Here is a 19,709-nt window from a genome sequence, read left to right on the forward strand (position 1 = left end):
ATCCGCGGTGCCGTTAACCTCCGGTTTACCAAGGTGAAGACATACTGCCGGCGGAGGTATCATGCTGCGAACCACGATCATGATGGTGTTGCTTGCCGGGCAGGCCCTTGCCGGACCATGGCCGCGCGAGAAGGGGCGGACATTCCTTGCGGTGGCGGGATTCGCGGAGACCCCGGAAACCGGGCAGTCGGTCACCGGGTATGCAACTGTCTATGGCGAATACGGATTGTCAGACACCGTGACCGTGGGGCTTGACCTCGGCAGTGACGAGGATGCAACCGAAAAGATTATCGGGTTCCTGAGGGTGCCGCTTCTCCCGGCCGACCGATCGCTGAAATTCGCGCTCGAACTCGGCGCGGGACGACTGGACGGAGATGGGGTCGTACGCCCTGGCATGTCCCTGGGGCATGGATTGAAGATTTTCGGTCGCAATGGCTGGTTCGCGATCGACACGCGCGGCGAAGTGTTTGTAGACGGCGGGGCCGCGAACGCCTCGGGCGACGTGACGCTGGGCCTGTCCGCAACCGAGAAAACAAAGGTTGTCCTGCAGTTGCAAGGTGGCACATCCGCGTTCGATGACACGTTCCTGCGATTGGCCCCGTCCATGATACGTGAGTTTGCCCCCGGCCGACATATCGAATTCGGTATAACGGCCGGGCTGAAGGATGCAGCCGATTTCGGCATCAAGTTGGGCTCCTGGCTGGAATTCTGAACCTGCCGGGAGGCATGGATATCAGAACGCGTCGTCTATTCTTACAGTCACCGTGACAGTGCCCTTCACGGGTTCTGCCCATTGCAGCTTGATCTGGTTGCTGTCGGGGCCCTGCTTGGCCTGGTAATATGGCGCAAGATACCGTACCTGCCCGGCAGCATCGGTCAGCGGACCGGCCGGGACAACGGCCGAAACCGTCTGCGCCCATGCCCGGAACGGAAGCATCGGCGCGGGTTCGACAAGCCATGTTTCAGCCTCGGAGGCCTCTTCATGCTCAAGCACAAGCGGGCTGGAAACGGGTTCGACGACATTGGAGAACATGTTGTCAGCGAAGTTCACGTTCGAGAAACGGTTATAGTCCAGATCGGAGAAACTTGTGTCCACGGTTTCGACGCGATCAGCAACGCCGATGATCCGGAACGAATTTCCTGTAACGTTCATCCCATTGAGGAAATGTCCGGTACCATGCGGCTTGACCACCAGAAATGTGAACCACCGTGCCACATTGCCGGCGAGGAAGACATTGTCGGTGATGTTCATCCCGCTGAAGGAGAATTCCGAGGAAAATCCGGGCGCGCTGTCGTGTTCATTGCCCCATTCGATGAAGCAGTTGTCTATATAGTTCCCGGTGATCGTCCCCCGGGAGTTTGTCCGCGTCATGACAAGCCCGGCCGTACGGCCCGCATCGTTCGTACTGTCGCCCTGAAAGACATGATTGCCCGATATGATCGAGCTGGAACCGGCAAGAACCGCGAAATGCCGGAACCGGACCACGCGGTTGTCGCGAAGCTTCACATCGTTCGCATTGGCATTGAGCCCGATCGAGACCCGCTCCGTGGACGTGTCGGCCGACTCGTCGGAAAGGAACTGGCATCGGTCGATTATCATGCCCTGGTCCCCTTTCGCATGGCTGGAAATGCCGCGATCCTTGGGGCGGGTGATGAAACTGTCGCGCAGTTGGAAACTCGATCCCGTCTGGGCAAGCAGGATACCGCTGCAATCCCCCGAACACTGAAACTCGACGCTGTCGATGGCGAATTTGCTGAGTTTCTCGAAACCGGAGAAATCCAGCAGGTACTTGAACCGCCGGAATGTGAAGACTTGTGTTCCCTCCGCATCGAAGAGCTGCTGACTGAGGGTCACTTCCTGCGCCGCGACGTTCTTGGCGCTGACATATACTTCACGCCCCACGCCATTGCCCTCCACGACCGCCCCAACCGGCACGTTCGCAACGTCGGTCACATTCGTGAGTTTCAGGCTGTCGGAGGCCGAATATGTCGCCTGCGACGACATTACCTCGGTCTGCCAATCACCGTTGCCCACGGCCGAAAGCTGCCCGTTCTTGATCTGCCGCCGTTGCGAATACGTGGTCTTGTTGGCCACGGCCGCGGCCATGTCTATTGGGCCGGTGACGGCGATCAGACGTCCGCCCAGATCGAGTGACTCGTGCCCGGCATTATTCAGGAGCGCCTGAAATGCCTTGCGAAAGGCAAGTTCGTCGTTACCGAACGCCTCGCTATATCCCGGCAGATCGAAATTTCGCGTCAGTGCCAGGATCTTCTCGTCCGGCATCGTCACCGTGCCGTCGAACCGGACAAACGACTGCATCGTCACATTGTCCGCCAGAAAGTATGTGCCATCCGGCACCAGAACATCGCGGCCGGCAGCCGCCGCATCCGCGGCTTCGAATGCGGCCGTGTTGTCCGCAGAACCGTCACCGATCGCGCCGTAATCCCGGACATCCACCCAATCCATGAGGCCGCGCAGGAACACCCGGGTTGCATCCTCGATCACCAGGTCGTCGACCCTGATGATCCCCCCAACCGGGCCTGTCAGGTCGAGGCCGAAATGCCCGTATACGGGATCCGGCCCCCAAACCATGTCCACACCCGTGCGCTGTCCGACACCGACGATCGCGGAAACTTCCACCACCTCGCCGTAGCTCTGCAGGGTCGTTTCCGGTCCGGTTTCCGTCAGGCCGGCAACATGATCACCGCCAGCGCCTCCGGCCCAGCCGGCAATACGGACAGTTGGCAGATCACCACTGATCGCCTTGACCCTGGCCGTCACACGCAGGAAACAGCCGGGCAGAATGGGCGTTTGCCCCATGAAGCGAAGTTTCTGCACATTTTCGGTTTTCTGCAGCTCCAATGCGCCGCCGAAGTCCTGGTCGGCGGCAATCAGCCCTGCATTCAGGGCTCCCTCATACGTGTCGGACCCTGCCGTCCCGTCCCCGCTTGACCAAACATCGAGACCATCAGTGAAGGGAGGCGGCATGAAAACGATGCCGCCGGTTATTGACTTGTTCATGAAAAACCCTTTCCGCACCCGGACGCCGACCGGCATACCGGGTGTCACCAGTTGCGCCCGCCGGTCGATTGCCGGCGAAAAGGGATTAACCGGCGATGATTAACGGAAAATCATGGCAACGTCACGCTGCCCGGCAAGGCATCAAAGCACGAGGAAAGCGCCGAGACGTCAAAAGAGCCGGCCGCCATCAGACAGCGCCGGAGGGCGCTTCACGGAAGCGGACGGCGTTTATCTTCCATTCCCCGCCATCTCCCTTGACCATATGATATTCGAGTATGTGCAACGCTTCGTCGGCGCCACGGATCATGACATTCTGCCACACTCGTCCATCGCGGGTTTCGCTGTCCAGAAACCTGACCTCCGCGTGGCGCCACACCATCGGATAGCCGTTGCGCACCATCGCGCCGAAGCGCTCGGGCGTGCCGAACAGGGATTTTATGGAAGGACTGGCATAGGTGAATGCAGTCGAAAAATCGTCTTGCAGAAAGGCATCAAGCTGACGCTGAATGACCGACTCGATCGAAGTCTCGTCCGCGCCCGCTGGGAAACCCAGGCAAACCAGGGCGGCAATTACGTATAAGGGCCGTTTCATGATCAATCTCCTTCGTAGGGAAACTAGGAGATAGCAGCGGTCAGTCAACGACCTGCGGCCGGCCGTTATTCGCCGGTTTCTTCATGTGCCTGCATGGACTTCAGATAGGCCACGAGGTCTGCAACCGCCTGGCTGGCCAGCACGCGCCGGCCATCGTCCGTTTTCAATTCCACTTCCCGCCCCTCGAAGAAATTTCCGTAAACCGGCATCTCGCTGCCGTGAGAGACCAGCGGATCACGGCCGTCTATCCGTTTCACCACCCTGTCGAGTGGAAAAACACCATCATTCCTGGCGCTGAGGGCAGACAAATCGGTCGGCTGAACCAGCAGGACCGCAACCATCGGCCCGTTGCCTTGCGCATTGCCACCATGACAGGCCGCGCAATAACGCGTGTAGGTTTCCTGCCCTGCCCGCAGATCCTGTGCCGCACCCCAGGTTCCCAGTGCCATAGCCGCGCATGCTGCCGCAAGCAAGATTGTCTTCATCATGCGATCCTCCACGTTCCCGTTACTTGATGAGATGTCACGCTCAATCCTCCTGGATTGCCTCGATATAGCCGACCAGGTCCAGCAAGGCAGCCGGCGTCATGACCGTGCGACCGCGCGAGTCCTTCCAAGGCACCATGGGCCCGTCAAGGAGCTGCCCGAAGGAAGGCATGGCCTGAACGTGGTGCCGCCCGGGATAGCCGTAGACCTGCGCCATGACCTCTTCTTGCGGAAACCTTCCGTCGTTGACAACCGACAGCGCCGTCAGGTCCGCGGGCGGTACATCCAGGGCCTTCGAAACCGGGCCCTCCCCGCGCCCGGCCTTTCCATGACACGCAAGGCAATGTCTTTCGTACAGCGATCGACCCGCCGAAACATCGCCCATTTTCGCGATCTCGTCGTTCCTGGAACCTGCAGGCGCGTCCGAAGATTGCAAACACCCGCAAAGCGCCAACGGAGCAACCAGACCCATTGTGACAAACCGCATTGACACCCTCCCCATGAATATCACGAACAGACAGGTTTTGCCCGTGTCGTGCATTGATCTGGATCAGCGGCGGTGGTCATGCCAATCTGAAAAACAGCCCGGAAAAGGAGACACCCGATGCCGCCCTCAAGCGCCTACGCATTCATCATGTTGACCGCCGGGATCGGCATCCCGGTTCTCGCGGCTCTCAACTCGGCCCTGGGAACGCGGCTTGGCTCACCCGTGGCGGCTTCGGCGGTTCTGTTTGTCGTGGCGCTTGCGTGCACGTTGGGCGTTTTGTCGTTGCAGGGGACGGACGCCCTTCGCGGCGTGACGGCGGCGCCTCGGCACTTGCTGCTTGGTGGCGTCCTGGTTGCCTTTTATATTCTGTCCATCACCTTTGTCGCCCCGCGGTTCGGAGTGGGAAACGCCGTTTTCTTCGTGCTTCTGGGGCAGCTGGTCAGCGCCGCTGTAATAGACCATTTCGCGCTCTTCGGCGCCCGGCATTCTGCCCTGACGCTGACCCGGGCCTCCGGCATTGCCTTGATGGCATCGGGTGTCTTTCTGACCCAGAAGTTCTGAGGCGACAGGAGCACAGTCATTTCATCCCTGTCCTGCCAAATTCAGGACCTGTAACCAGACCTTGTCGTCCAGCTCCACTGGATCGGCCTCCCGCTTGCCCTGCCCCGGCATACGGGCGCCTTCGTCCACGGCAACCCCCGCAGCAACCTCCTGAAGTCTCTCGAAGAAGACGCCGGAGATGTCGGGATCCATCAACAGGTAATATTGCCCCAGATCATGTGGCGGGCCGTCGGGCGCCTTGAGCGGTCTGACCTCGCGGCTGACAATTCCCCCCGTCATTCCCGCGGCAAGCAACTCGGCCATAAGGCCGAACCCCCAGCCCTTGTAACCGCCCATCGAGACCAATGAGCCCCTGAGCGCCTCTTCGGGATCCGTCGTGGGCCGCCCGTCCTCGTCGACTGCCCAGCCTTCCGGGATCGGTTCACCGGCTGCCTTGGCCATGGTGATCTTTCCGAGCGCGACAGTCGTGGTCGACTGGTCGAACTGCATGGCTATGCCTCCCTGCTGGTCGGGCACGGAGAAAGCGATCGGGTTGGTTCCGATCGTGCGGGTTTTGCCCCCCGGTGGCGCCACAATGGGCGACGCGTTCGTGAAACCCAGACCAACCAGCCCGGCGCGCGCGATCCTCTCGGTGAAGTAGCCCAACGAGGTGCAGGTATGCGCGTGTCCTATGGCAAGACTTGCCACGCCACACTCGCGCGCCGCCGACAGGGCACTTGGCAGACCGCGTGAAAAAGCCGGTTGCGCAAAACCGAATCCGGCATCGACCGTCACAACACCGGGGCGTTCGCGCGTCACAGCCGGCTCCACATCGCCTTTGACCCGCCCGGTCTCAAGCTGGCGACAATAGCTTTCGAGATAGTACAATCCGCAAATCCGGTTTCCCACTGCCTCGGCCTTGCGGACCGCGCGGGCGACGTCTTCGGCAACCCACCGGGCGGCCCCGTGCCGGGTCAGCGCGGCCACGGTCGCCGTTTCGATATCGTCCAACGATACAGCGATCATGCTGTCCTCCTGCCTTTCTCGATGTCTCACCTTGAAACCGGTCCTGCACGGGGTCAACAAGGTTCCTGAACGGGGACTACAGGAACGATGACAGCACCTCGGCGATGGACGCCCCCCCTCGATCAAAGGCCAATCGGCAAAAGGCGAGACGGCCGAGATGCCGGGATCAGCGTCCGCTGTCCTCATCGTCGGGATCGGCCTGGCCGATGCCGACAAACACGAATTTGAACGGAAGAATCCAGAGAAACCCGAGGACCGCGTAAATGGCCAGTTCCAACGCAGCATTGGGGCGGTCCAGAGTGTTCACAAGAGAAATCGCAACCACGATGTAGACCGGCAAGCCGACAAGAAGGATGACCAGTGACCAACGGCGCCGCGCTTTGTAACTCAGTTTCACGTCATGCCTTCCGGATCAATCTGCAAAGGGATCCCTGACCAGGATCGTGTCTTCCCGTTTCGGTGATGTGGACAGTAGGGCGACGGGGCAATCTATCAACTCCTCGACCCTGCGGACATACTTGATCGCGTTGGCAGGCAGATCCGCCCAGCTGCGCGCGCCCTCCGTGCTCTCGTGCCAGCCTGGAAGATCCTCGTAGATCGGATTGCAACGGGCCTGTTCGTCCGCCGCGGTCGGCAGGTAGTCCAGCCGCCTGCCATCAAGTTCATACCCGGTGCAAATCCTGAGCACATCGAAACCATCCAGCACATCGAGCTTGGTCAGGGATATGCCATGCACCCCCGACGTCGCGCAGGTCTGGCGCACGAGCACCGCGTCAAACCAGCCGCAGCGCCGTTTGCGCCCCGTGGTGGTGCCGAACTCATGCCCTCTTTCCCCAAGGCGCCTGCCATTTGCATCGTCAAGTTCCGTCGGGAACGGCCCTTCGCCGACGCGGGTTGTGTAGGCCTTGACAATCCCGAGGACGAAATCGATCGCCCCGGGTCCGATGCCCGTGCCCGTTGCGGCCTGTCCCGCGATCACGTTGGAGGAGGTGACAAAAGGATAGGTGCCAAAATCGATATCCAGCAACGCACCCTGAGCGCCTTCGAAAAGGATCCGGCGCCCGGCCTTGCGCTTGTCTCGCAGCACTTTCCAGACCGGTGCGGCGAAGCGCAGGATTTCCGGCGCGATGGAGCGAAGATCCGACAGGAGTTTCGACCGGTCCACCGGCGCAAGCTGCAGGCCCCGCCGCAATGCATCATGATGTACCAGGGCCCGGTCGACGCGCGCCTCCAGCGTCGCGTCATCTGCCAGATCGGCCACCCGCACCGACCGACGGCCCACCTTGTCCTCGTAGGCAGGCCCGATCCCGCGCCCCGTGGTTCCGATCTTGGCAACGGAACTTGCGCTCTCGCGGGCACGGTCCAACTCCCCGTGTATCGGCAGAATGAGCGGCGTGTTTTCGGCGATCATCAGGGTTTCGGGCGTTATCGTCACGCCCTGTTCGCGCAGCGATGCCATTTCGCCAACAAGATGCCAGGGATCGAGCACCACGCCATTTCCGATCACGCTCAGTTTGCCGCCACGCACAACACCGGAAGGCAACGCATGCAGCTTGTAAACCGTGCCATCAACCACAAGCGTGTGACCGGCGTTGTGCCCTCCCTGAAAGCGCGCGATGACATCCGCCCTTTCGCTCAGCCAGTCAACAATCTTGCCTTTTCCCTCGTCGCCCCATTGAGCGCCCACGACAACGACATTGGCCATGGCTTTCCTCTTGTCATGCCGATCACCCGGCGCCGGTATAGCCGCGTCGCCTACCGGGTGAAACCGCAAAATCGTCTGCCGGGCTGGACACCACGCACGCAAAACGGCAGATCTTGGGAATATTCATACGGAGGGGACGAGATGGGATTTGTGCTGCGTTGGCTTGTGGCGCTCGGGCTTCTGAGTGCCACCTTCAATCCGACCGAATGGAATTACGTCCGCTGGGCGCGCAACAACTTCGACGAGCAGATGCCCCTGGCCGTGCTTTTCGGCCTCGTTCTTGTGGTTGGATATATCGTTTACCTGCGGGCGACGTTGCGATCCATCGGTGCGTTCGGAATGGGACTGATCCTCGCGCTTGTGGCAGCGCTGCTATGGGTGCTCTATGATTATGGTGTCCTGACACTCGAAAACACGTCGATGAATGTCTGGCTCGGCCTGTTGTCGCTTTCGCTCGTCCTGGGTATCGGACTCAACTGGAGCCATGTGCGCCGCCGCCTGAGCGGGCAGTCCGACATGGACGACATTGACGAGTAGCCCGCCGTGACCGGCATCCCCCTTCGCTGATGGGGCGCGTCGTGCTAGGATGTCACCATGACCGGACCCAGAGAAGATTTCCGCGCATTCTACCTTGCGAAGGTGGGCCTCGGTGAAGGCTGCGGATGTGCGGAGCGTGTGATCGACATCTTCGAGGCTGACCGGCTGGCGCAGACCCCTTTATCATACCCGGCGCAAGGCCCGGACTCGCTGCGCCGGCGGTGGCGCAGGTTCCTCAATGCCGCCGGGCTGACACGGCGAAGACGCCGCAGATCCTGATACCCGGCATTGCCGGGTTGCGGGTCAGTGCGGATTTGCATAGATACCGGCCATCGCGGTCCATCTCAAAACGGGGCAATCCTGCATGGAAAATGTCGTCCTCATCGTTCACCTTCTTCTGGCGCTCGCGCTTATAGGGGTCGTGTTGCTGCAACGCTCCGAAGGCGGAGGGCTGGGCATGGGCGGCGGCGGTGGCGGTGGTGCCATGTCGGGCCGCGCGGCCGCCACTGCACTGGGCAAGCTGACATGGCTTCTTGCCATCGCGTTCATCGCCACTTCGATGACCCTGACCATTTTCGCCGCGCAGAATTCAGCCGGTTCTTCGGTTCTGGATCGTGTCACCGACGCACCGAGCGAGGAGAGCACCGATCCTGCGCTGCCGGATGCGGGTGATCTGCTTCCTCCGTCTGCTGACGACACGGCGCCGCTCGTGCCCAAAGCCGATTGATCCACAACGATTTGAGGGCGGCCGCGCCATCGCAACAGCATGTTGCGGTCACCTTGCGCATGACGCGCGAATCCTTTAAGGCTTGAGCCCCGTGGTGCTTTGACACGGCAGACGGCTCAAGTCTGACCAAAAGCATGATTTCACGGGGGACGCCAGGCGTATGGCTCGATTTGTTTTCATTACAGGCGGGGTCGTTTCCTCACTGGGCAAAGGTCTGGCATCGGCGGCCCTTGGCGCGCTCCTGCAGGCCCGCGGTTTTTCCGTTCGGCTGCGCAAGCTTGACCCTTATCTGAACGTCGATCCGGGCACCATGAGCCCTTTCGAGCACGGTGAGGTTTTCGTCACCGACGATGGCGCCGAAACCGATCTTGACCTCGGCCATTACGAACGTTTCACGGGCGTCGCCGCGCGCGCGACCGACTCGGTGAGTTCCGGACGCATCTACTCGGATGTCCTCGAAAAAGAACGCCGCGGCGATTACCTCGGCAAGACAATTCAGGTCATTCCCCACGTCACCAATCAGATCAAGGATTTCATCGCCATCGGCGAAGACGAGGTCGATTTCATGCTTTGTGAAATCGGAGGAACGGTCGGCGATATCGAGGGATTGCCCTTCTTCGAGGCAATCAGACAATTCAGCCAGGACCGCCAGCGCGGCCAGTGCATATTCATGCATCTGACACTGTTGCCGTGGATCGCTGCAAGCGGTGAGTTGAAAACCAAACCCACCCAGCACAGTGTCAAGGAGTTGCGTTCGATCGGGATCGCGCCGGATGTTCTTGTCTGCCGTTCAGAGCAGCCGATACCGGACAAGGAACGGGAAAAGATCGGTCTTTTCTGCAACGTCCGCAAGGAAGACGTGATCGCCGCGTATGACCTCAATTCCATTTACGAGGCGCCGCTGGCCTATCACCTGGAGGGGCTGGATCAGGCGGTTCTCGATGCTTTCGCGATTTCTCCCGCCCCGAAACCGGATCTCGGGGTATGGAAGGATGTCGCGGACCGGATCCACAACACGGACGGTGAGGTCAAGGTCGCGATCGTCGGGAAATATGTGCAATTGGAAGACGCTTACAAGTCCATCCGCGAGGCACTGACCCACGGAGGGATGGCAAATCGCGTGAAGGTGGATGTGGAATGGGTGGATGCGGAAGTCTTCGATACCGATGACCCCGCGGTTCACCTGGAAGGTTTCCACGCGATCCTCGTCCCCGGTGGTTTCGGTGAGCGCGGAACCGAAGGCAAGATAAAGGCGGCACAATTCGCGAGGGAACGGCAAATTCCCTATCTGGGTATCTGTCTCGGAATGCAGATGGCGGTCATCGAAGCGGCCCGAAACGTGGCCGGCCTGTCCGATGCCGGCTCCGAGGAGTTCGATCATGAAGCGGGGCAAAAGCGGTATACACCGGTTGTGTATCATCTGAAGGAATGGGTTCAGGGAAACGAGAAAGTCCGCCGCAAGCTCAACGATGACAAGGGCGGTACGATGCGGCTTGGCGCCTATGACGCGATCCTGTCCGAAGGCTCAAACGTGTCGCGGATTTATGGCACCACGAAGATTGACGAACGTCATCGCCACCGTTACGAAGTGGACACTAGGTATCGCCAGAAACTGGAAGAAGCAGGGCTTGCCTTTTCCGGGATGTCACCTGACGGGAGGTTGCCCGAGATCGTCGAATGGTCCGGTCATCCGTGGTTCATTGGTGTCCAGTTTCACCCCGAGCTGAAATCAAAGCCGTTTTCCCCGCATCCGCTATTTGCTGATTTCATCAGGGCCGCGGTAGAAACCTCGCGCCTCGTTTGACGCCCGGTTTGTCGGGCCCGTCACGACAACCGCAAAACCAACTCCGCTTCCCCACCTGAGGCTTGAGCGCACCTCAATCGGTCATCAGGGCTTGCGCTGCGGCGCGTGCCTCCTGGGTGACGGTATCGCCGGACAGCATCCGCGCGATCTCGTCGATCCTTTCGTCAGGGCCAAGCGGACTCACCGTCGAAAGTGTTTCATCGTCGGTCACGTTCTTCTCCACCCGCCAGTGATGCGATGCCAGCGCCGCCACCTGAGGAGAGTGAGTGACAACCAGAACCTGACCACCGTGAGACAGGTTTGCCAGACGGCGCCCAACCGCGTCCGCCGTCGCACCGCCAACACCCCGGTCGATTTCGTCAAAAATGAGAGTACGGCCGCTTTCCGTGCCCGTCAGACACACCTTGAGGGCCAGAAGAAACCGGCTCAATTCGCCACCGGACGCAATGCGCGCAAGCGGACCGGCCGGCGCGCCGGGATTGGTGGCGACAAGGAATGCAACCTCGTCCGTGCCGTCGGGCCCCGGGTCGCAAGCCGTGATCCCCGTTGTGAATACCGCACGCTCCATCTTGAGCGGCGCCAGTTCAGCGGTCATGGCGCGGTCCAGCGCGGCAGCCGCACCGCGACGTGCGGCGCCCAGTTTTTCGGCAGCATTCGTATAGACGGTCTGCGCCTCCCGCAGCTCAGCGTCCCGCGCCGCAAGCTCGGTGTCCCCACTTTCGACCGCGTCCAGACGTGACCGAAGATGCGCCGCCAACCCCGCCAGGTCATCCGGCGCCACTCCGTGTTTGCGTGCCAGGGCCCTTATCGCGAACAACCGTTCTTCCGCCTGTTCAAGGTCTTGCGGGTTGAACTCCAGAACCTCCAGGCAGCGTGTCACGCCGTTCAAGGCGTCATCCAGTTCCACCAGCGCCCGCCCGATAGCCGCGATCGGCGCGTCAAGCTGCCCCTCCGCATGTTCCGCTGCGCCTTCAAGCCAGCGGAGCGCATTGCCCGCGGCCCCTTCTGCCCCCTCTCCGCCAAGTGCGTCCCGGGCTTTTACGATATCGGCACTGATACGTTCGGCAGCCTGCATCATGCGACGGCGCGAATCCAGGTCCGCCTCTTCGCCCGGTTGTGGCGCAAGTGACTCCAGTTCAGCCAGAGAGTGCCTCAGGAACTCTTCATCGCTGCGTGCGGTTTCAAGTTGTTCCGCCGTCGCATCACGTTCCTGCCGCGCGGCGCGGACCGCACGCCACGCAGCGCGCACCGCGGCCCTCTCTTCGAAGAGCCCGCCATACGCATCCAGCAATTCGCGGTGCCCGCGTGCGTTGAGAAGACCACGATCATCCTGCTGTCCATGAAGCTCGACCAGAGTCTCGGCCAACGTCCGCAGCACCTGGCCCGAACAACGCCGGTCATTGACCCATGCGGTCTTGCGGCCATCGGTTGTGTTGATCCTGCGCAGGATCAACTCGTCTCCCGCATCGGGCAACCCGGCTTCCTTCAGGACGTCGCGTGCCGGGTGATCGGGTGTCAGATCGAACCAGGCCTGCACTTCGCCCTGGGTGGCGCCCTGCCGAACCAGTTCCGCACGACCGCGCCACCCCAGCACGAAACCCAGCGAATCCAGAAGTATTGATTTTCCGGCCCCTGTTTCACCGGTCAATACGTTCAGGCCCGGCTCGAACCCCAGTTCCAGCCGGTCAATGATTAGCATGTCGCGGATGTCGAGCCCTCTGAGCACCCTGCCCCCCTCAGAGACCGATTCCTACAGCCAGCGGCCCTGGATCATCTGGCGATAAATCTGCCGCAACCAGTTGTCGCCCTTCGCCTCCAGGGTCAGGCCCCTTGAAGACAGCAACGCATAACTGTCCTCGTACCATTCGGTTGCGCGGAAGTTGTGACCCAGTATTGCCCCGGCTGTTTGCGCCTCGTCGGTCAACCCGAGCGAAAGGTAGGACTCGACAAGCCGGTGCAGCGCCTCGGCCGTGTGGGATGTTGTCTGGAAGTCCTCGACGACTGTGCGGAACCGGTTGATGGCCGCGGTAAAGTGATCCCTGCGCAGATAGTACCGCCCGACCTCCATTTCCTTGGCGGCCAGATGATCGAAGGCCAGATCGAACTTCAGGATCGCGGAACGGGCATATTCGCTGTCCGGATATACCTCGATAACCTTGCGAAGCGCCTGGAGCGCCTCGAACGTCAGCGCCTGGTCACGGCCGACCTCGTCAATCTGGTCATAATAGCTCAACGCCAGAAGATACTGAGCATAGGCCGCATCTTCATCTGTCGGATAGAAATCGATATAGCGTTGCGCCGCCGAGCGACTGTTGGCGTAATCCTTTGCCTCGTGATAGGCAAACGCCTGCATGATCACCGCGCGCTTTGCCAATGCCGAATACGGGTAGAGACGCTCGACCTCCGAAAAGCTCTTGGCTGCAAGTTCGGGCTCATTGTTCGCAAGATCGTATTCGGCACGCTCGAATATCTGTTCGGCGGAAAACTTCTCGTAGTCCAATTCTCCGCGGGAGGCTTTCCCGCTATCCTTGGCCGTGCATCCGGCCATGAAAAGGCCGACAAGCATCACTACAACCAGTTTTGTCCACGACCTGCCGAGTGTCATGCTGGGTAAACCTTCTTATCAGATGCCGGATTTGTAGACGAGTCTTCAGGGTGGTGCTAGCACAGAAATCGGCAAGGCAAAACGACCTTGGCGCAAATCCGCCCCGAGAGAAAGGCCGCGTCACGCGACCTGAGGCATCTCGCCCATGTGAACCCCGGCACCTGGCAGGCGCGCGCACATTTCGGCATCACACTCAACCACTTCGAATGCATCTGGCCGTGTGAACAGCGCACGCAGCAAGGTGTTGGTCAACGCGTGGCCGGCCCGCGAGCCCTGATAATGCGCCAGCAAGGGCGCCCCTGCCAACGCCAGGTCCCCAAGCGCGTCAAGCATCTTGTGGCGCACAGCCTCATCGCTGTGGCGCAAGCCACCGGGGCTCAGCACCCGTTCACCGTCAACGACCACTGCATTCTCCAGAGTGCCACCAAGGGCCAGACCGTTCGCGCGCATCATGTCGACATCCGCCTTGCGACAGAACGTGCGGCTGCTGCACAATTCCCGCACGAAGCTGCCATTCGACATATTGAGCGATTTTCTCTGGTTGCCGATGGCGGCGTCCTCGAAAGCGATATCGAACTCGATCAGAAGCGTGTCGTGCGGAACAAGGCGCGCCCGCGCGTCGCCGCGTGTCACTTCAACCGGTCTTGTCACCCGAATGGCGCGCACGGGGGCATCGTATGTGCGCAAACCGCAATTGAGGATCCCCCGGACGAAGGTGGCCGAACTGCCATCAAGAATGGGCAGTTCCGGGCCATCGACGATCACCACCGCATTGTGCACGCCGCAGCCGGCCAAGGCCGCCATCACGTGTTCAACAGTGGACACCGATACGCCGTCGTGGTTGATCAGACGGGTGCAAAGGGGCGCTTGCTCGACCAGGTTCCAGAGCGCCGGGATCGGCGCCGCATCCGGCCCCAGATCGCCCCGACGAAAAGAGATGCCATGGTCGGGAGGCGCCGGCAATATCCGCGCCCTCGCAGGCAGGCCGGAATGCAAGCCTACCCCGTCGAAAGCAACATATGACTTGATCGTCGTCTGCAAACAATCCCCCTGATTCCGCAGCAGATCCCATCCCCACAGGATAACCTTTTCTTTAGAAGCGGACCGGGGCACGCTCAACTCAAACTTTGCAACGTCCTGAAACATGGGCCGGCCGGCCGTGGGCGGGATTCTGCCGACCCGCCGCAAATGAGGAGGTCAAAAATGAAAAGAGCCGCTCGAAAGCGGCCCTTTTGCGAAAGGTCCGATCGCGTTCAGTTGGCCTGACGACGAAGGAAAGCCGGAATCTCGATCTGTTCGTCAGGTTCTTCCTCCGGTTCCGGCGCCGCAGGTTGTTGCGCCTTCATCACAGGTTGCTGACGGGCGGGACGTTGCTGGGCCGTTTGCTCTGATTCAGACCCGTGCCCGGTCATGCGGTTGAAAAGCGAGTTGATTCCGAACCGGCTTTTTTCGGCCTGCGGCTCTTCGCGCTGCGCTTCGGCCTGACGCCCGCGCGTGCGGCCCACGGCCACCTGCAATCTCTCGAGGGTTTCCGGCGACGGTGAACCGGGGCGCGGCGCCTGTGGGGCCACGAATTCCTCAAGCTCGTCTTCTTCCTGACCACCATAAGCCGCGGCCGGTTCTTCCCGCGGCACATAAGCCGGCGGCGGAAGGTCATCACCGGCGCTGTCCTGCGCGTAGTGCTGACCCCGCGTCTCGACCGATGCATGCTCGGCCGATCTTTCGTGCCCCTGCGCGGCCTCGGGTTCGAAGATGTCTTCCATCTGATCTTCCGCCGCGGCGCGCTCCGCGTCGATCCCTCCGAAGAGCGAGGGCTCTTCGGCCGTGTGCTCGGCAGCGGCTTCGCTCAATCGCTCCGGTTCGGGGGCGGGCTGCACATTCTGCGCCGGTTGAAGCGGCTGTGCCAGCGACCGGCGGGGAACAGGAATATCGGTCTCGATCTCGGACGCATCGATCCCGGTGGCCACGACGCTTACACGCATCGCTCCCTCCATGGCGGCATCCAGGGTGGAGCCGACAATGATATTGGCTTCCGGGTCAACTTCCTCGCGGATGCGGTTGGCTGCCTCGTCGAGTTCGAAAAGGGTCAGATCATGACCGCCCGTGACATTGATAAGAACGCCCTTGGCCCCCTGAAGGCTGATCTCGTCCAGAAGCGGATTGGCAATCGCCTTTTCCGCGGCCTGAATCGCGCGGTCCTCGCCGTTGTCCTCGCCGGTGCCCATCATGGCCTTGCCCATCTCGTCCATCACCGCACGGACGTCGGCAAAATCGAGATTGATGAGGCCCGGACGCACCATGAGATCAGTCACACCCTTGACCCCCTGGTAAAGAACGTCATCGGCCATCGAGAACGCTTCGGTGAAGGTCGTCTTTTCATTGGCCAGCCTGAAAAGGTTCTGGTTGGGTATGATTATCAGCGTATCCACGACCTTCTGAAGGGCGTCGACACCCTCCTCGGCCTGGCGCATCCGCTTGCTTCCCTCGAACTGAAACGGCTTGGTGACAACACCCACCGTCAGCACCCCAAGCTCCCGGGCGGCTTGCGCGATGATCGGCGCGGCGCCGGTGCCGGTGCCTCCGCCCATTCCGGCGGTTATGAAACACATGTGCGATCCGGCAAGATGATCGACGATCTGTTCTATGCTTTCTTCCGCCGCGGCCGCACCGACCGAGGCCCGTGCCCCGGCACCCAATCCTTCGGTGACCTTGACACCAAGCTGAACCCGGTTCTGTGCCTGAGCCTGCTGAAGGGCCTGCGCATCCGTGTTCGCGACGACAAAATCGACCCCGTCAAGCGCCTTGTCGATCATGTTGTTCACTGCGTTTCCGCCAGCCCCGCCAACACCGAACACGGTGATCCTGGGCTTGAGTTCATCCCGTCCTGGCATCGTCAGGTTAAGTGTCATTGCTCTGTCCGCCTGCTGTTGCGCCCACATTCGCGGGCCGTTTTTCTGCCTGTTAACCCCATTATTACCGATCACGCCCCGCAGCGTCACGAAAAAAACACTCGAAACACACCATATATGCTCGTTTTTTGCTCCTTTTTCGCGCCATATCGCCGAATTGGGTACATTTTGCGGTTACCAGTTGTCCCTGAACCATTTGAACGCACGCTTCAGAGGGCGCGTTGCGTACCTGTCCACGGGCAGGTCAAAATCCCACCATTCGTCCTGAGGATTGGCTGCGAAAAGGCACATGCCCACGGCTCCGGCAAACCCGGCGCCCGTCGCGGCCTGAGGAAGGCCATGCACCCGCAGCGGCCGGCCAAGCCGCACCTGCTGTCCCAGAATGCGGCTTGCAAGCCCGTCCAGGCCGGGTATCTGGCTGCCACCGCCCGTCAGCACGATCTGCTGGCTGGGAAGACAGTCGAAGCCGGCCGCGTCCAGACGTGCGCGAACCTCTTCGAGGATTTCTTCCACGCGAGGGCGCATGATACCGATCAGTTCGGCCCGGCTGACGGTGCGGCGGTCATGCTCGTAATCACCGGTGTCACCACCGATCTCGATCATTTCCCGGTCATCCATCCCCGTCGCGACAACACCGCCATAGAATGTCTTTATCCGCTCGGCCGTCGCAGCGGGCACCTGAAGCCCCATGGAAATATCCCCGGTCACATGCTCACCACCCATGCGCACGCTGTCGGCATAAATCATGTGTTTCTTGACGAAGATCGAGAGCCCCGCCGTGCCGCCCCCGAGGTCGATGCAGGCCGCTCCCAGTTCCTGCTCGTCTTCCACGAGCGAGGAAATCCCCGCAACGTAGGCCGAAGACGCCAAGCCGGCCAGTTCCAGATCACAGCGCTTTATACAATATGCGAGGTTCTGAACGGCCGTTGCGTCAACGGTGAGCATGTGCATGTCTGTCGAAAGCGACTGCCCCATCTGGCCGCGCGGATCACTCAAGCCGGTGCGGTGATCGAGCGCGAAATTTACGGGCTGCGCATGAAGCACTTCGCGGCCGGCGCCGTAATCGGGCATATCGCAGGACGCGAGAACGCGGCTCACATCCTGTTCGGTCACGGTATGGCCTTCCAGCTCAACGGTCCCGTCCAATCCATAAGATCGCGGCCCGGCACCCGACAGGCAGGCGATCACGTGATCCACCCGGATCTGGGCCATCTTCTGCGCTGCCTGTACCGCGGTGCGGATCGCGCGTTCGGTTTCCGCCATCGCGTCAATCTCGCCGAAACGTACCCCGCGCGACCGCGTGGTCGCGGCGCCAATGACGCGAAAGCCCGCCTGCCCGGCCATCGCACCAATGCCCTCGGCTTCGGCAAGACGGTCACGCCCGTCGAAGCGCAGGACAAGACATGCGATCTTTGACGTTCCAACGTCGAGCACCGCCACGACACCACGCTGCATTGCCGCACGGCGCATCTGCCGCATCGTCCTTTGCGATTCATAAAGCTCGATCATCGGCCCTCCTTCTCCGCCACAAGTCTGCGAACGCGCCACCAATGTTCCACGGCATTCCCGTTCATCCGCACCGTGGGCCGTTCCGACAGCCTCATGTCCACGGCGGCAATGTCCCGCGCCATGAGGTCCTGTGCCTCGCTCAGCGCGATCACCCTGTCCAACGCCCGTGCCGGCTGTTTCTCGGGTAGAAGAATGCGCTGATCCCGGTCGAGGACGACATTCCAACGGCGCTCTCCCACGCGCACCAGCCCTTGCAGGCGCGAGCCGAGGGGCGCCGCGGCCCGGTTCAATGCCAACGCTTCGGCAATCGCCTCTCCCGCGCCTTCGCCCGAGACCAGCGGAAGCGCCGGCTTTTCGTCGCGCGAGTCCACCTTGCCGATGATCACACCCTGCCGGTCGATCACCGCCAGCCCGTTTTCCCGCTGCCAAAGCGCCGCGGGCTGGCGTTCTTCGATGTCGAGTTCAAGCACTCCCCCCTGACGAATACGCACCGAGGCCGCCGCGACAGCCGGCAGATCTTCGACCAATCCGCGCACCGCATCGGGATCAAGATCAAATGAACTGACAGGGAGAGGATAGGGAAACAGTTCGCGCACGGTGCCTGCCACCCCGTCGCTCGCCCCTTCGACTGCCAGCAACCGGACCATGAATTCGGGGCGCGTTTCGAATTGATGACGAAGTTCGGCAAATGTCAGGATCAGTGCCTCGCGGTTGCGCGGCTCGGAAAGATAGGCGACCCCGAGCCCGAAGCTCAGGCAAAATGGGATGCCCACCCGAAGAAAGCGCCTGAAAAGGGGCGTCAGCATCAGCCTGTGCAACCTGTAGCGCAGCCGCGACGGCGCCGGGTCGTGACGGGATCTCACCTGTTGCACGACGCGTCCTCCACCATCCAGCGGCACAGTTCGGGAAAGGATATCCCGACCTGACCCGCCTGCTCGGGCGACAACGAGGTCGGTGTCATCCCCGGCTGCGTATTTGTCTCCAGCAGGATCAGGCCGTCCCGTCCGCGGTGTTCATCCCAGCGGAAATCAGTGCGGCTCAGCCCCCGGCAGCCCAGCACCTCGTGCGCCGTCAAGGCATGGTCCATGCAGGATCGAAATATCTCGGGCGGCACCTCTGCCGGAACGACGTGGTGCGATCCACCGGCAGTGTACTTGGCGTGATAATCATACCATCCGTCGGTGATGATATCCGTCACGGTCAGCGCCCGGTCGCCCATCACCGTAACGGTGAGTTCGCGTCCCGGCGCGAACGCCTCGACCATCACCACCTCCGGCATGTCATCGTCCAGCAGCGGCGGTGCATTGGCCTTTTCACGTACGATGTAGACACCAACCGACGACCCTTCGTTATTCGGTTTGACCACATAGGGCGGCGAAAGAACGTGACGGCGTCGCACCTCGTCGGCGCGGGCAAGGATGCTTTCGACAACAGGCAGGCCCGCGGCCCGGTAAGCCTCTTTCGTTTTCTGTTTGTCCATGGCGAGCGCCGACGCCAGCACACCCGAATGCGTGTAGGGAAGCTGCATCCATTCCAGCAGGCCCTGGACACAACCGTCCTCGCCCCACCTGCCATGCAGTGCATTGAAAACGGCCCGGGGCCGGATCTGATCAAGGCGCGCGCACAGGTCGTGGCCGGCATCGACCTCGGCCACCTCAAAGCCTGCGTCCCTCAGTGCGGCGGCACATTCACGTCCCGTGGAAAGCGACACCTCCCGTTCTGCGGAGGGGCCGCCCATTATCACCGCCACAATCGGGGTTG

20 protein-coding genes are annotated in these 19,709 nt (G+C 61.3%); 6 read left to right on the plus strand and 14 right to left on the minus strand.

Annotated elements, in window-relative coordinates; translation table 11 throughout:
- Positions 1 to 61 precede the first annotated feature (61 nt).
- Positions 62 to 712: a hypothetical protein gene (locus DQW77_RS08745; RefSeq protein ID WP_113257836.1), complete on the plus strand. Its 651-nt coding sequence runs from the start codon at positions 62 to 64 to the stop codon at positions 710 to 712.
- A 21-nt stretch (positions 713 to 733) separates the two neighbouring features.
- Here DQW77_RS08745 and DQW77_RS08750 read toward each other — a convergent pair whose 3' ends face one another.
- The 4 genes from DQW77_RS08750 to DQW77_RS08765 form a co-directional block, all read right to left on the minus strand.
- Positions 734 to 3,022: a right-handed parallel beta-helix repeat-containing protein gene (locus tag DQW77_RS08750; RefSeq protein ID WP_113257837.1), complete on the minus strand. Its 2,289-nt coding sequence runs from the start codon at positions 3,020 to 3,022 to the stop codon at positions 734 to 736.
- 187 nt (positions 3,023 to 3,209) lie between these two features.
- Positions 3,210 to 3,614 carry a DUF4864 domain-containing protein gene (locus DQW77_RS08755; protein ID WP_113257838.1) on the minus strand — a complete coding sequence of 135 codons (405 nt, stop codon included), beginning with the start codon at positions 3,612 to 3,614 and terminating at the stop codon, positions 3,210 to 3,212.
- 65 nt (positions 3,615 to 3,679) lie between these two features.
- Positions 3,680 to 4,099: a cytochrome c gene (locus tag DQW77_RS08760; RefSeq protein WP_258523803.1), complete on the minus strand. Its 420-nt coding sequence runs from the start codon at positions 4,097 to 4,099 to the stop codon at positions 3,680 to 3,682.
- 43 nt (positions 4,100 to 4,142) lie between these two features.
- A complete protein-coding gene (locus DQW77_RS08765) occupies positions 4,143 to 4,586 on the minus strand; it encodes a c-type cytochrome (RefSeq protein WP_181711219.1) in 444 nt (147 codons plus the stop codon).
- 117 nt (positions 4,587 to 4,703) lie between these two features.
- Between DQW77_RS08765 and DQW77_RS08770 the strand changes: the two genes are divergently transcribed.
- On the plus strand, positions 4,704 to 5,147 hold the full coding sequence (locus DQW77_RS08770; protein ID WP_113257841.1) for a DMT family transporter: 444 nt from the start codon (positions 4,704 to 4,706) through the stop codon (positions 5,145 to 5,147).
- Between the two features lie 21 nt (positions 5,148 to 5,168).
- On the opposite strand, the gene DQW77_RS08775 is transcribed toward DQW77_RS08770, so the two are convergent.
- The 3 genes from DQW77_RS08775 to DQW77_RS08785 form a co-directional block, all read right to left on the minus strand.
- The gene (locus tag DQW77_RS08775) at positions 5,169 to 6,152 is read right to left on the minus strand and encodes an Ldh family oxidoreductase (protein ID WP_113257842.1); all 984 of its coding nucleotides are present in this window, start codon (positions 6,150 to 6,152) and stop codon (positions 5,169 to 5,171) included.
- A 166-nt stretch (positions 6,153 to 6,318) separates the two neighbouring features.
- Positions 6,319 to 6,549 carry a DUF2842 domain-containing protein gene (locus DQW77_RS08780; RefSeq protein ID WP_113257843.1) on the minus strand — a complete coding sequence of 77 codons (231 nt, stop codon included), beginning with the start codon at positions 6,547 to 6,549 and terminating at the stop codon, positions 6,319 to 6,321.
- Between the two features lie 15 nt (positions 6,550 to 6,564).
- Positions 6,565 to 7,857: an adenylosuccinate synthase gene (locus tag DQW77_RS08785; RefSeq protein WP_113257844.1), complete on the minus strand. Its 1,293-nt coding sequence runs from the start codon at positions 7,855 to 7,857 to the stop codon at positions 6,565 to 6,567.
- 141 nt (positions 7,858 to 7,998) lie between these two features.
- On the opposite strand from DQW77_RS08785, the gene DQW77_RS08790 reads away from it, so the two are divergent.
- The 4 genes from DQW77_RS08790 to DQW77_RS08805 all read left to right on the plus strand — a co-directional run bounded on the left by DQW77_RS08790 (position 7,999) and on the right by DQW77_RS08805 (position 10,925).
- The gene (locus tag DQW77_RS08790; RefSeq protein ID WP_113257845.1) at positions 7,999 to 8,394 is read left to right on the plus strand and encodes a DUF6524 family protein; all 396 of its coding nucleotides are present in this window, start codon (positions 7,999 to 8,001) and stop codon (positions 8,392 to 8,394) included.
- Positions 8,395 to 8,451: 57 nt separating this feature from the next.
- Positions 8,452 to 8,673, plus strand: coding sequence for a hypothetical protein (locus DQW77_RS08795; RefSeq protein WP_113257846.1), 222 nt, complete (start codon positions 8,452 to 8,454; stop codon positions 8,671 to 8,673).
- 85 nt (positions 8,674 to 8,758) lie between these two features.
- A complete protein-coding gene (secG, locus tag DQW77_RS08800) occupies positions 8,759 to 9,121 on the plus strand; it encodes a preprotein translocase subunit SecG (RefSeq protein ID WP_113257847.1) in 363 nt (120 codons plus the stop codon).
- A 160-nt stretch (positions 9,122 to 9,281) separates the two neighbouring features.
- Complete coding sequence (locus tag DQW77_RS08805) at positions 9,282 to 10,925, plus strand: CTP synthase (protein ID WP_113257848.1); 1,644 nt, start codon at positions 9,282 to 9,284, stop codon at positions 10,923 to 10,925.
- Positions 10,926 to 10,998: 73 nt separating this feature from the next.
- On the opposite strand, the gene recN is transcribed toward DQW77_RS08805, so the two are convergent.
- The 7 genes from recN to DQW77_RS08840 form a co-directional block, all read right to left on the minus strand.
- Positions 10,999 to 12,651, minus strand: coding sequence for a DNA repair protein RecN (recN, locus tag DQW77_RS08810; RefSeq protein WP_113257849.1), 1,653 nt, complete (start codon positions 12,649 to 12,651; stop codon positions 10,999 to 11,001).
- A 24-nt stretch (positions 12,652 to 12,675) separates the two neighbouring features.
- Complete coding sequence (locus DQW77_RS08815; protein ID WP_113257850.1) at positions 12,676 to 13,530, minus strand: outer membrane protein assembly factor BamD; 855 nt, start codon at positions 13,528 to 13,530, stop codon at positions 12,676 to 12,678.
- 120 nt (positions 13,531 to 13,650) lie between these two features.
- Positions 13,651 to 14,571 (minus strand): UDP-3-O-acyl-N-acetylglucosamine deacetylase, encoded by a 921-nt coding sequence (lpxC, locus tag DQW77_RS08820; RefSeq protein WP_113257931.1) that lies wholly within the window; start codon positions 14,569 to 14,571, stop codon positions 13,651 to 13,653.
- 212 nt (positions 14,572 to 14,783) lie between these two features.
- The gene (gene ftsZ, locus DQW77_RS08825) at positions 14,784 to 16,439 is read right to left on the minus strand and encodes a cell division protein FtsZ (protein WP_113257851.1); all 1,656 of its coding nucleotides are present in this window, start codon (positions 16,437 to 16,439) and stop codon (positions 14,784 to 14,786) included.
- A gap of 174 nt (positions 16,440 to 16,613) precedes the next feature.
- Positions 16,614 to 17,948, minus strand: coding sequence for a cell division protein FtsA (gene ftsA / locus DQW77_RS08830; protein WP_113257852.1), 1,335 nt, complete (start codon positions 17,946 to 17,948; stop codon positions 16,614 to 16,616).
- Positions 17,945 to 18,820, minus strand: a complete 876-nt coding sequence (locus DQW77_RS08835) for a cell division protein FtsQ/DivIB (RefSeq protein ID WP_258523799.1) — start codon at positions 18,818 to 18,820, stop codon at positions 17,945 to 17,947. The genes ftsA and DQW77_RS08835 overlap by 4 nt, the downstream gene beginning before the upstream one ends.
- Positions 18,808 to 19,686 (minus strand): D-alanine--D-alanine ligase, encoded by an 879-nt coding sequence (locus DQW77_RS08840; RefSeq protein ID WP_258523800.1) that lies wholly within the window; start codon positions 19,684 to 19,686, stop codon positions 18,808 to 18,810. Before DQW77_RS08840 ends, DQW77_RS08835 begins: the two co-directional genes overlap by 13 nt.
- Between the last annotated feature and the right edge of the window lie 23 nt (positions 19,687 to 19,709).

This window comes from Roseovarius sp. TE539 (assembly GCF_003298505.1).
Classification (GTDB): Bacteria; Pseudomonadota; Alphaproteobacteria; order Rhodobacterales; family Rhodobacteraceae; genus Roseovarius.